The 11,520-nt window shown below is 59.0% G+C and carries 11 protein-coding genes; 4 read left to right on the top strand and 7 right to left on the bottom strand.

Features of this window, described 5'->3' with window-relative positions:
• Positions 1–287: 287 nt before the first annotated feature.
• Positions 288–2,204: a molecular chaperone DnaK gene (gene dnaK, locus CAF63_RS13665; RefSeq protein WP_085685599.1), complete on the bottom strand. Its 1,917-nt coding sequence runs from the start codon at positions 2,202–2,204 to the stop codon at positions 288–290.
• A 102-nt stretch (positions 2,205–2,306) separates the two neighbouring features.
• A complete protein-coding gene (grpE, locus tag CAF63_RS13660; RefSeq protein ID WP_085685597.1) occupies positions 2,307–2,876 on the bottom strand; it encodes a nucleotide exchange factor GrpE in 570 nt (189 codons plus the stop codon).
• 240 nt (positions 2,877–3,116) lie between these two features.
• Here grpE and recN point away from each other — a divergent pair, with 240 nt between their 5' ends.
• Positions 3,117–4,790: a DNA repair protein RecN gene (gene recN, locus CAF63_RS13655; protein WP_085685595.1), complete on the top strand. Its 1,674-nt coding sequence runs from the start codon at positions 3,117–3,119 to the stop codon at positions 4,788–4,790.
• A gap of 75 nt (positions 4,791–4,865) precedes the next feature.
• Here the strand turns inward: recN and fur are convergent, their stop codons facing one another.
• The gene (fur, locus tag CAF63_RS13650) at positions 4,866–5,270 is read right to left on the bottom strand and encodes a ferric iron uptake transcriptional regulator (RefSeq protein WP_085685593.1); all 405 of its coding nucleotides are present in this window, start codon (positions 5,268–5,270) and stop codon (positions 4,866–4,868) included.
• A gap of 97 nt (positions 5,271–5,367) precedes the next feature.
• On the opposite strand from fur, the gene CAF63_RS13645 reads away from it, so the two are divergent.
• Positions 5,368–5,895, top strand: coding sequence for an outer membrane protein assembly factor BamE (locus CAF63_RS13645; protein ID WP_085685591.1), 528 nt, complete (start codon positions 5,368–5,370; stop codon positions 5,893–5,895).
• 61 nt (positions 5,896–5,956) lie between these two features.
• On the opposite strand, the gene CAF63_RS13640 is transcribed toward CAF63_RS13645, so the two are convergent.
• From CAF63_RS13640 to CAF63_RS13630, 3 genes are read right to left on the bottom strand one after another with little or no spacing between them, the layout of a single operon-like run.
• Positions 5,957–6,271 (bottom strand): RnfH family protein, encoded by a 315-nt coding sequence (locus CAF63_RS13640; protein WP_085685589.1) that lies wholly within the window; start codon positions 6,269–6,271, stop codon positions 5,957–5,959.
• Positions 6,264–6,698: a type II toxin-antitoxin system RatA family toxin gene (locus tag CAF63_RS13635; RefSeq protein WP_003221509.1), complete on the bottom strand. Its 435-nt coding sequence runs from the start codon at positions 6,696–6,698 to the stop codon at positions 6,264–6,266. The genes CAF63_RS13640 and CAF63_RS13635 overlap by 8 nt, the downstream gene beginning before the upstream one ends.
• A 7-nt stretch (positions 6,699–6,705) precedes the next feature.
• Entirely contained in the window at positions 6,706–8,109 is a 1,404-nt protein-coding gene (locus tag CAF63_RS13630; RefSeq protein WP_085685587.1) for a sodium-dependent transporter, read from the bottom strand.
• 119 nt (positions 8,110–8,228) lie between these two features.
• Here CAF63_RS13630 and smpB point away from each other — a divergent pair, with 119 nt between their 5' ends.
• On the top strand, positions 8,229–8,711 hold the full coding sequence (gene smpB / locus CAF63_RS13625; RefSeq protein WP_007953781.1) for an SsrA-binding protein SmpB: 483 nt from the start codon (positions 8,229–8,231) through the stop codon (positions 8,709–8,711).
• A 50-nt stretch (positions 8,712–8,761) separates the two neighbouring features.
• Here the strand turns inward: smpB and CAF63_RS13620 are convergent, their stop codons facing one another.
• On the bottom strand, positions 8,762–9,529 hold the full coding sequence (locus CAF63_RS13620) for an FCD domain-containing protein (RefSeq protein WP_085685585.1): 768 nt from the start codon (positions 9,527–9,529) through the stop codon (positions 8,762–8,764).
• A gap of 262 nt (positions 9,530–9,791) precedes the next feature.
• Between CAF63_RS13620 and CAF63_RS13615 the strand changes: the two genes are divergently transcribed.
• Positions 9,792–11,486, top strand: coding sequence for a lactate permease LctP family transporter (locus tag CAF63_RS13615; RefSeq protein ID WP_085685583.1), 1,695 nt, complete (start codon positions 9,792–9,794; stop codon positions 11,484–11,486).
• Positions 11,487–11,520 lie beyond the last annotated feature (34 nt).

The following is an 11,520-nucleotide window of genomic DNA, read 5'->3' as shown; positions in this document are numbered from 1 at the left end:
TACTCTTGAGGACGTTCGGCAAACCCCTCCTGAGCTTCGCCAAACTCGTTGAGCCCCAATACAGGCCCGGACCCAACTCACGTCAATTCAACGATCCTGGTCTTTGGTTCATGCGGTATTTGCAGCGCGAAAAGCAGGAGCATTCCCGGCCATACCGCCAACACACGAAGCTTGTCGCATGCTGTAAAAATTCGCGTATTCCAGATACGCCAACGCGGGAGCAAGCTCCCGCGCGGCGACATCCTACCAGTCACCGCCGCAAGGCAGTCAACCGGGCGACCAACAACTTACTTGTGGTCTTTTACTTCTTCGAACTCGGCATCGACGACATCGTCAGCCTTTTCAGCTTTCTCATCGTGCTGCGCCGCGCCTTCGGCAGGCTGAGCCTGTTCGGCGTACATCTTCTGGGCAACCGGTGCGGAGACTTTCGACAGCTCTTCAACCTTGGCGTCGATGGCAGCCTTGTCGTCGCCTTTTACGGCAGCTTCCAGGGCAACCACGGCTGCTTCGATTGCAGTCTTCTCTTCTGCAGTCACTTTGTCGCCAGCGTCAGCGATCATCTTGCGAGTCGAGTGAACCAGTGCATCACCCTGGTTGCGGGCAGCGGCCAGCTCTTCGAACTTGCGGTCTTCCTCGGCGTTCAGCTCGGCGTCGCGCACCATCTTCTGGATTTCTTCATCCGACAGACCAGAGTTGGCCTTGATGGTGATCTTCTGCTCTTTGCCAGTCGCCTTGTCCTTCGCACCTACGTGCAGGATGCCGTTGGCGTCGATGTCGAAGGTCACTTCGATCTGCGGCACGCCACGTGGAGCTGGTGGAATGTCGGCCAGATCGAACTTGCCCAGAGACTTGTTCTGTGCGGCTTGCTTGCGCTCGCCTTGCAGGACGTGGATGGTCACAGCGCCCTGGTTGTCGTCGGCAGTCGAGAACACTTGCGATTTCTTGGTAGGAATCGTGGTGTTTTTCTCGATCAGCGCGGTCATCACGCCACCCATGGTTTCGATACCCAGGGTCAGCGGGCTGACGTCGAGCAGCAGAACGTCTTTCACGTCACCGGCCAGAACGGCGCCCTGGATGGCTGCACCCATGGCAACGGCTTCGTCCGGGTTCACGTCTTTACGTGCTTCTTTACCGAAGAAATCGGTAACTGCCTTCTGCACCAGAGGCATACGAGTCTGGCCACCGACCAGAATCACGTCGTCAATTTTGCTGGCGTCGATACCGGCATCCTTCAGAGCGATGCGGCATGGCTCGATAGTACGGTTTACCAGATCTTCGACCAGCGACTCGAGCTTGGCACGAGAGATCTTCACGTTCAGGTGCTTAGGACCGGTCGCATCTGCTGTGATGTACGGCAGGTTGACGTCGGTCGACTGCGAAGAAGACAGTTCGATCTTGGCTTTCTCAGCGGCTTCTTTCAGACGCTGCAGGGCCAGAGGATCGTTCTTCAGGTCCATGCCGGACTCTTTCTTGAACTCGTCGACGAGGTAGTCGATCAGACGCATGTCGAAGTCTTCACCACCCAGGAAGGTGTCACCGTTGGTGGCCAGTACTTCGAACTGGTGCTCGCCGTCAACTTCAGCGATTTCGATCACGGAAACGTCGAAAGTACCGCCACCCAGGTCGTAAACGATCACGGTGTGATCGCCCTTGGCCTTGTCCATACCGTAAGCCAGCGCAGCTGCGGTTGGTTCGTTGATGATACGTTTTACGTCCAGACCGGCGATGCGACCGGCGTCTTTGGTCGCCTGACGCTGGCTGTCGTTGAAGTAGGCCGGAACGGTGATCACCGCTTCGGTCACTGCTTCGCCGAGGTAGTCTTCGGCGGTCTTCTTCATCTTCTTCAGGACTTCGGCGCTGATTTGCGGCGGAGCCATCTGCTTGCCGGAGGCCTCGACCCAAGCGTCACCATTGTTGGCCTTGACGATCTTGTAAGGCACCAGCTTGATGTCTTTCTGCACGACTTCTTCGTCGAAGCGGCGGCCGATCAGGCGCTTCACCGCGAACAGTGTGTTGTGCGGGTTGGTCACAGCCTGACGCTTGGCGGACTGGCCGACCAGGATTTCGCCATCGTTGGCGTAAGCGATGATCGACGGCGTGGTACGCGCGCCTTCGGCGTTTTCAATAACTTTGGCTACGCCGTTTTCCAGCACGGAGACGCAGGAGTTGGTAGTCCCCAGGTCGATACCGATAATTTTGCCCATGTTCACTCTCCCGAAACTTTGGATTTGGTTGCCGCAGCAGTGGTGGCTAACTGCGGTAATACTTAAACGCTTGACTTGTAAATGGGGGCCTTGCGGCTAATTTCAAGCCTTCTCGTCAATCGAAGGCGAAACTGGCGCCGGCGCCTTGCTGACCACAACCATCGCCGGACGCAGCAGGCGGCCATTGAGCTGATAGCCCTTCTGGAACACTTTCAGAACACTGTTCGGTTCCAGGTCAGCACTTTCCTGCATGGCCATCGCCTGATGTTCCACGGCGTTGAACGGCTCGCCTTCCTGCGGGCTGACAGCTACAAGCTGATAGCGCTTGAGGGTGTCCTGAAACATTTTCAGGGTCAGCTCGATGCCTTCGCGCATCGGACGGATGCTTTCGTCGTCCGGACTCGACAGCTCGAGGCCGCGCTCCAGGCTGTCGACGATCGGCAGCAGGTCGCCGGCGAATTTTTCCAGCGCAAACTTGTGCGCCTTTTCGACATCCTGCTCGGCACGGCGGCGGACGTTCTGCAGATCGGCAGCTACGCGCAGCGATTGATCCTGCGCGGCGGCCAATTGCTCTTCGAGCACTTGTACACGGGTCGCCAGGTCATCACCCGAAGCCTCGGGCGCCTGATTGGCTTCTGGATTTTGCGTATCTACTGTCTGTTCGTCAGCCATAGAATTCTCCTTTCAATATCGTCCGCGAGTTCGATTCGCGCTTCTGCCCCGGTATATGGGGCCGCAAAATCAGGCTTCAAGGGCTGACAACGATTAACCCTACAAAAAAGTGCTGCATTGTCATTCCAGGGCGCGACAGGCATTTGATCGGATCATTCCCATCGAACCGAGCGAGGGCATTGTCAGCCCGAAACAAAACACTGTATAAATAACCAGACCTGAAGCCTGGGAGCGGCCTTTATGCTGGTGCACCTGTCCGTACACAACTACGCCATCGTTGAACATCTCGATCTCGAACTCGATCGCGGTATGAGCGTGATTACCGGGGAAACCGGCGCCGGCAAGTCGATCATGCTCGACGCCCTGGGCCTGACGCTCGGTGATCGCGCCGACAGCGGCGTGGTTCGACCGGGCGCCGACAAGGCCGATATCCTGGCGACCTTCGATCTAGCCGACATCCCCGAGGCCAGCGCCTGGCTGGCGGAACGCGACCTGGAAATCGACGGCCCGTGCATCCTGCGCCGGGTCATCACTTCCGAAGGTCGCTCACGCGGCTATATAAATGGCACGCCCTGCCCGCTCGGCGACCTCAAGGCGCTCGGCGAGCTGCTGATCGATATCCACAGCCAGCACGAACACCAATCCCTGCTCAAGACCGATACCCACCGACGCCTGCTCGACGAGTACGCCGGGGCTACCGACCTGGCGCGCCAGGTTCACCTCGCCGCCCAGCGCTGGCGTCAGACCCGTCAGGAGCTGGAACGTCTTTCCAACTCCGGCGACGAACAGCGCGCGCGCCATCAACTGCTCAGCTACCAGCTCGAAGAACTGGAAAACCTCGGCCTCGGCGAAAACGAGCTGGAAGAACTGGAGCAGGAACACAAAAACCTGACCAACGCCGAAACCCTGCTCGGCATTTGCCGGCAAGTGGTCGAGCAATGCAGTGAAAGCGATTCCGGAAACGTGTTGAATGCCCTGACGGCCAGCCTCAACCGGCTGTCGAGCGTGAACAATTCGGTGGGTGCGCTGGGTGAGGCGAGTAGCCTGCTGACCAGTGCGCAGATCCAGGTCGAAGAAGCCGTCGGCGAGCTCAATCGTTTTCTCGACAACTTCGATGCCGATCCGGCGCGTCTGCAATATCTGGAAGAACGTCTGGACTCGATCTACACGCTGGCACGCAAACACCGCATTCAGCCGACGGAAGTGGCGGAGATGCAGCAGAAGCTGCTCGACCAAATCGAAGCCCTCGACGCCAACGATGAATCCATCGAACGCCTCGCCGAAGAACTCGCGTCCTATGCCCGCCACTATCAGGAAAAGGCCCGGGAGCTGAGCGAGCTGCGTCATCAGGCGGCCGGCAGCCTGGCAAGCGCGGTGGAGCAGGAGATTCAACGCCTGGGCATGCCCGGCGGTCGCTTCACCATCGAATTGCGCGCCAACAACAGCAGCGAGCTGCAACCCAATGGCCTGGAGCAAGTCGAGCTGCTGGTCAGCGCCAACCCGGGTCAACCACTGAAGGCCCTGGCCAAAGTGGCGTCCGGCGGTGAACTGTCACGGATCAGCCTGGCCATCCAGGTGATTACCGCCCAGACCTCTCGCGTACCGACGCTGGTGTTCGACGAAGTGGACGTGGGGATTGGCGGTCCGACAGCCGAAATCGTCGGCCAGTTGCTGCGCCGCCTCGGGGATCGCGGACAGGTACTGACGGTCACGCACTTGCCGCAAGTCGCGGCCCAGGGGCATCAGCATCTGTTCGTGCACAAGGTGCGAGGCGAACAGGCGACTCACACGGCCGTTTCGAAGCTGAGCAAGAATGACCGTATAGAAGAAGTCGCGCGGATGCTTGGCGGCATCGATCTGACCAAAGAGTCTTTGGCGCACGCGAAAAAGATGGTCGTTACCGCAAAGGTTTAATAACCGCAGAAAGCACGAAGGCGACCCTTGGGTCGCCTTCGCTCGTTTCGCGAACCTGAAATTCGCGCGACATGCTTACTTTTTCTTGCGTACGTACAGCACCAGGTTGTGATCCACCAGATCAAAACCATGCTCCTCGGCGATTGCCTTCTGAAGCTTCTCGATTTCCGGGCTGACGAATTCGACAACCTCGCCGGAGTCCACGTTGACCATATGGTCGTGGTGGCCACTGTCGGCCAATTCGAATACCGCGTGGCCGCCGTCGAAGTTGTGACGGACCACGAGGCCAGCCGCTTCGAACTGGGTCAGTACACGGTAAACCGTGGCCAGACCGACGTCCTCGCCAGCTTCCATCAACGCCTTGTAGACGTCCTCGGCACTCATGTGACGCTGCTCGGTAGAGTCGAGCATTTGCAGGATCTTGACCCGTGGCAGGGTCACTTTGAGGCCGGCTTTGCGTAGTTCGCTATTTTCAACCATGGTCAGCTTTCTCGCGATGCTGCTTCGCAGCTTCTCTTAATGCGGGTATGATCGGCGTTTACGTTGTCCCAGCCAAGATAGTGGAAGTCGCCCACCGATGCAAAACACCAAGCTCTTGCTAACCAGTTTCACCTTTGTGGGACTGCTCGCACTCGCCGGTTGTTCATTCCCCGGGGTTTACAAAATCGACATCCAGCAGGGCAATGTCGTCACGCAGGACATGATAGACCAGTTACGCCCGGGAATGACCCGGCCGCAAGTACGGTTTATCATGGGCAACCCTCTGCTTGCCGACACGTTCCATGCCAATCGCTGGGATTATCTGTACAGCCTGCAACCGGGTGGCGGTGAACGCCAGCAGGAACGCGTGAGTGTCATTTTCGACTCGAATGACCGCCTTGCCGCCCTGTCCGGTGACTTCATGCCAGGCGTCAGCCGTGACGAAGCCATTCTCGGCAAGGACAGTGGAACCAGCGTGACCGCTCCTGCCGAGAACGTCGAGCAGCCAAAACCGGAAAAACCGGCCAAGCCAGGCTCCTTGCTGGATCAGATCCAGAAGGACGTCGATGGTGTGGAAACTGTTCCGGTTCCAACGCCAGAACCGCTGGACACCTCGCCGCAATAATTTGCGACGCAATAAAAAACCCGGACATTCCGGGTTTTTTATTGCCTGCCGTTTGGCCAGCCTACTGATTTCGCGCCTTGGCCTCGGCGGCTTTGGCGGCACGCAGACGGCGCACTTCTTTCGGATCTGCCAACAGCGGTCGATAGATCTCGATGCGATCGCCCTCCTGAACCTGTCGAGTATCCGGATCAGCGATCACTTTGCCAAAGACCCCCAAGGGGCAGCTCTGCAGATCCAGCTCCGGAAATTCGGCATCAATCCCGGACGCCATCAGCGCCGCACGCACTGTCGTACCCTCAGCAACACTGATTACACGCAAAATCTGACGATCAACGGCGGCATACACCACTTCTATTTCGATCACCGGCTCAACCATGCATCTGCTTGGCGCGCTGGCAGAACGCGTCCACCAGCGTATTGGCCGCCTGATTGAACAGAGGGCCGAGCGTCGCGCGGACCAGCGGCCCGGCGTAGTCGAAGGACAGATCCAGACTGATCTTGCAGGCCTTCTCGTTCAGCGCCTTGAACACCCAGACGCCGTGCAGCTGATTGAACGGACCTTCCTCCAGATTCATCTCGATCGACTGCCCCGGCACCAGCGTGTTACGCGTCACAAAGTGCTGACTGAGGCCGCCCTTGGCCACGCCGACACTGGCGCGCATGTGTTCAGGCGAGCTTTCCAGAACCTCAGCAGAGGAGCACCACGGCAGAAATTCCGGGTAACGCGCCACGTCATTGACCAGGTCGTAGAGAAATTGCGCCGGGTAAGGCAGCAGCGCCGATCGTTGAATATGTGTCGTCATGTAAGCGTCACTTCCAGAGCTGGGCGGCAAACACTACAAGAATGCCGATGGGCGCCACATAGCGCATCAAGAACAGAGACAGGGCGAACAGCGCCGGACTGCGAATCGACAATTCGTCACGCACCGCTTCACGCCCCATCACCCAACCGGCAAACAGCACGAAGCACAGCCCGCCGAGCGGCAACATGATCCGCGAGGTGAAGAAGTCGATCACACCAAAGAAGTCCAGACCACCGGCCGCGCCCCATTGGTAGAGATGGAACACCCCACCATCGTTCACGAAAAATTTGGCTTCCTTCCAGATGTTGAAGGAAAACACCGTGCCCAGACCGACAAACCAGCAGGTGAACGCCAACCAGAATGTCACCCAGGCACGACTGATTTTAGTCCGCTCGACCAGATAGGCGACCATCGGCTCCAGCAGGGAAATCGCCGAACTCCAGGCCGCAATGGCCACCAGAACAAAGAACACCACGCCCATCAACTGGCCGAACAGCACGTTACCGAAAGCAAATGGCAGGCTGACGAACATCAGCCCCGGGCCTTCGCTCGGGTTCAAACCACCGGCGAACACAATCGGAAATAAGGCCAGGCCGGCCACCAGCGAAACAAAAGTATCGAGCAGCGCCACCCCCACGACCGTGCCGGACAGCGAGGCTTCCTTGGTCATATAGGCGCCGTAGATCATGATCGAGCCCACGCCCACGCTCAGCGAGAAGAACGCGTGACCCATGGCCGGCAGCAGGCCGTCGAGGACTTTTTCCGGGTGGAAGTCGAACATGAAATGCACGCCCTCCATGAAATGCCCGGTGGTCATGCTGTAACCCAGCAGCACCAGCACCATCACGAACAGCAGCGGCATCATGATCCGAAGGCTGCGTTCGAGCCCGGCAACGACGCCTTTGGCGATCACCACCGCCGACAACAGCATGAAAACCGTGTGCCACAGCGCGATGCGCCACGGATCGGCGATGACATTACCGAAGTACGCCCCGACCTGATCGGCCGTCGCGCCCTGGAAATCCCCGCGCCCCATATCAATGATGTAATCCAGCGACCAGCCGCCGACGACACTATAGAAAGACAGGATCAGCAACGCCGTGATCATCCCGGCGAACGCGCCCCACGACCACTTGCCCGAGTGCCCGGCTTCCCGCGCCAGCACCTTCAGGGCATTCGCCGGACTCTGACGGGCACGGCGGCCGATCAGGGTTTCAGCGAGCATCACCGGGATGCCGATCAGCGCGATACACGCCAGAAACATCAGCACGAAGGCGCCGCCACCGTAGACCCCGACCATGTAGGGGAATTTCCAGATGCTGCCCAGTCCCACGGCCGAACCGGTCGCGGCGAATATGAAAACCCAGCGGCTAGCCCAACTGCCGTGGACAGAAACCTTGTCTGTCGACATCGTTTATCACGCCCAAGCGTTAGAAAAAGAGGCCGCATTGTCCGGGATTCACTCAACCTGCTCAAGCACGCAGCATCACCGTAGCCGACAGCCGTTTATCTCCATATAATGCCGCCCCTATGGCTAAACAGAAGAAACACCCAACAGGGACCATCGCGCAAAACAAAAAGGCGCGACACGATTACTTCATCGAGCACAAGTTCGAGGCTGGTCTGGTCCTGGCCGGCTGGGAAGTAAAAAGTCTGCGGGCAAGCAAACTGCAACTGGTCGACAGTTACGTATTGCTCAAGGATGGCGAAGCCTGGTTGCTCGGCAGCCACATCACGCCTCTGATGACCGCCAGCACCCACGTCATTGCCGACCCGGTGCGTACCCGCAAGTTGCTGCTCAACCGCCGCGAGCTGGACAAGCTCGCCGCCGCCGTGCAGCAGAAGGGTTACGCCTGCGTGTGCCTCTCCTGGTACTGGAGCAAGCACATGGTCAAGTGCGAGATCGCACTGGGCAAGGGGAAGAAGGAATACGACAAGCGTGATACCGAACGCGAACGTGACGCCGGTCGCGAGTTGCAGCGTGCGGTGCGCAACAAGGGCAAGGAAGACTGAATCTTCTGCCCTGATGACCGTTCCCGCGCCCGGCATGGGAACGGTCATGCCTACATCCCTTTGCGTCGCTCGGCGCGAGCCATGCGTTGCACTTCCTGACGCACCTCTTCCAGCACTTCCTGCACATACAGAATGTGTCGGCTGGACACCTCACGCGCCTGTTCCGCGCGCCCCTCGATAATCGCCAGATACAATTCCCGATGCTGCGTGATCAGCATGTCGCGGGTTTCCATGCGCTGCTTGTACATGCCACCGATGTTGGTCACCACGTTGCGCTTGAGCAGATCGAACAGCCCGCGAATGGTGTGCAGCAACACCGCGTTATGACTGGCTTCGGCAATCGCCAGGTGGAATTTCGCATCCGCCGCGCCCTCTTCCGCCCGGCTCACTTCGTCGTGACGCGAATAGCAGTCCTGTAACTCTTCAAACGCAGCCGTCAGCCGCTCGCGGTCCACATCCGTGGCGCGCAATGCTGCGTAATAGGCGCACGATGCCTCCAGCGTGTGGCGAAATTCCAGCAGATCACGCTGCGCCTCGGGATTGCTTTCCAGCAATTGCAGCAGCGGATCGCTGAACGTCGAACCGAGGCTTTCCACGACATAGTTGCCGCCGCCCTGTTTGCTGACCAGCAAACCCTTGGCCGCCAGCTTCTGAATCGCCTCGCGCAACGAGGGCCGGGAAACGCCGAACTGTTCCGCCAGCACTCGCTCGGCCGGCAGACGTTCGCCAGACTTCAACGTGCCCTCGAGAATCATCCCTTCCAGCCGCTCGACAATGTCATCAGACAAACGGCGCTGACGTATCTGATCAAACCCCATCACTCAACTCTCCACCATCCCGACCGCTCGCCGGGCTCTCTATTCTGGCCTATCGACGCTGCGCCGACACCTGCCAGATGACGCGAATTCAACCGGTGCAATCCGACTCGCCGTCCGGTTGTTCGACAAAAGTTTTAGGGCGGCAAATTGACACACCGATATCAAGGCTTTTACCCTAGCCAACAGCGATTGTAAATTGGTCTTACCAATTAACCAAGAACGCTGACAGTGCCTGACCAACAACAATTAGGGGCCACCCCATATGCAAACCTGGCAACAGCTCTACAGCCCGCTCGGCAGTCTCGGCGTGTCCGCACTCGCGGCCGTCATCCCCATCGTGTTCTTCTTCCTCGCCCTGGCGGTGTTCCGCCTCAAAGGTCACATAGCCGGCAGCATCACGCTGGCCCTGGCCATCGCCGTGGCGATCTTCGCGTTCCAGATGCCGGTCGACATGGCGTTCGCGGCTGCCGGTTACGGCTTTGCTTATGGTCTGTGGCCAATTGCCTGGATCATTGTGGCGGCAGTGTTCCTGTACAAACTGACGGTCAAGAGCGGTCAGTTCGAGGTCATCCGCAGCTCGGTGCTGTCGATCACTGATGACCAGCGTCTGCAGGTGCTGCTGATCGGTTTCTGCTTCGGTGCATTCCTCGAAGGTGCCGCAGGTTTCGGTGCGCCAGTGGCGATTACCGCTGCGCTGCTGGTGGGACTCGGCTTCAACCCGCTGTACGCTGCCGGCCTGTGCCTGATCGCCAACACCGCACCGGTTGCGTTCGGCGCACTGGGGATTCCGATCATCGTGGCCGGGCAAGTCACCGGCATCGACGCGTTCAAGATCGGCGCCATGACCGGCCGCCAGTTGCCGCTGCTGTCGCTGTTCGTGCCGTTCTGGCTGGTGTTCATGATGGACGGCCTGCGCGGTGTGCGTGAAACCTGGCCGGCGGCGCTGGTCGCAGGCTTGAGCTTCGCCGTCACCCAATACTTCACTTCGAACTTCATCGGACCGGAACTGCCGGACATCACGTCGGCCCTGGCCAGCCTGATTTCGCTGACCCTGTTCCTGAAGGTCTGGCAGCCGAAACGTGCCGCCGGCCAGCACATTGCCGGTGCTGTTTCCGCTTCGGTGGTAACTGCCAGCGTCGGCGGTTTCGGTCAGAAGCGCACCACCGTCGCTTCGCCTTCCAGCCTCGGGGAAATCTTCAAGGCGTGGTCGCCGTTCCTGATCCTCACCGTGCTGGTGACCATCTGGACCCTCAAGCCTTTCAAAGCCATGTTCGCCGCCGGCGGTTCGATGTACGCCTGGGTGTTCAACTTCGCGATTCCGCACCTCGATCAACTGGTGATCAAAACTGCACCGATCGTCGCCGCTCCGACAGCGATCCCGGCCGTATTCAAACTCGATCCGATCTCCGCGACCGGCACGGCGATTTTCTTCTCCGCGCTGATCTCGATGCTGGTGCTGAAGATCAATTTCAAAACTGGTCTGACCACTTTGAAAGAAACCTTCTACGAACTGCGCTGGCCGATCCTGTCGATCGGCATGGTGTTGGCGTTTGCCTTCGTCACCAACTATTCCGGCATGTCCTCGACCATGGCTCTGGTGCTGGCAGCAACCGGCGCGGCATTTCCGTTCTTCTCGCCTTTCCTCGGCTGGCTCGGCGTGTTCCTGACCGGTTCCGATACCTCGTCCAACGCCCTGTTCAGTTCGCTGCAAGCGACTACCGCACACCAGATCGGGGTCAACGACACCCTGCTGGTGGCGGCCAATACCAGCGGCGGCGTGACCGGCAAGATGATCTCGCCACAATCGATCGCCGTGGCCTGCGCCGCGACCGGTCTGGTGGGCAAGGAATCCGATCTGTTCCGCTTCACCCTCAAGCACAGCCTATTCTTTGCCACGATCGTCGGCCTGATCACTTTGGCTCAGGCTTACTGGTTCACCGGCATGCTGGTGCATTAAGACTACAAGCGACATGGAAATAACCGACGCCGGT

The sequence above is a fragment of the Pseudomonas sp. B20(2017) genome, assembly GCF_002113125.1.
In the GTDB taxonomy this organism is placed as follows: Bacteria; Pseudomonadota; Gammaproteobacteria; order Pseudomonadales; family Pseudomonadaceae; genus Aquipseudomonas.
Note: the sequence above shows the minus strand (reverse complement) of the source record. Positions and strands in the feature narration are given on the sequence as shown.

Excerpts from the sequence above, each read along its gene's own strand:
- CAF63_RS13620 (WP_085685585.1), bottom strand. The coding sequence starts at position 9,529 with ATGGGGTTTGATCAGATACGTCAGCGCCGTTTGTCTGATGACATTGTC.
- grpE (WP_085685597.1), bottom strand. The coding sequence starts at position 2,876 with ATGGCTGACGAACAGACAGTAGATACGCAAAATCCAGAAGCCAATCAG.
- CAF63_RS13645 (WP_085685591.1), top strand. The coding sequence starts at position 5,368 with ATGCAAAACACCAAGCTCTTGCTAACCAGTTTCACCTTTGTGGGACTG.
- dnaK (WP_085685599.1), bottom strand. The coding sequence starts at position 2,204 with ATGGGCAAAATTATCGGTATCGACCTGGGGACTACCAACTCCTGCGTC.
- CAF63_RS13640 (WP_085685589.1), bottom strand. The coding sequence starts at position 6,271 with ATGGTTGAGCCGGTGATCGAAATAGAAGTGGTGTATGCCGCCGTTGAT.
- recN (WP_085685595.1), top strand. The coding sequence starts at position 3,117 with ATGCTGGTGCACCTGTCCGTACACAACTACGCCATCGTTGAACATCTC.
- CAF63_RS13615 (WP_085685583.1), top strand. The coding sequence starts at position 9,792 with ATGCAAACCTGGCAACAGCTCTACAGCCCGCTCGGCAGTCTCGGCGTG.
- fur (WP_085685593.1), bottom strand. The coding sequence starts at position 5,270 with ATGGTTGAAAATAGCGAACTACGCAAAGCCGGCCTCAAAGTGACCCTG.
- CAF63_RS13635 (WP_003221509.1), bottom strand. The coding sequence starts at position 6,698 with ATGACGACACATATTCAACGATCGGCGCTGCTGCCTTACCCGGCGCAA.
- smpB (WP_007953781.1), top strand. The coding sequence starts at position 8,229 with ATGGCTAAACAGAAGAAACACCCAACAGGGACCATCGCGCAAAACAAA.
- CAF63_RS13630 (WP_085685587.1), bottom strand. The coding sequence starts at position 8,109 with ATGTCGACAGACAAGGTTTCTGTCCACGGCAGTTGGGCTAGCCGCTGG.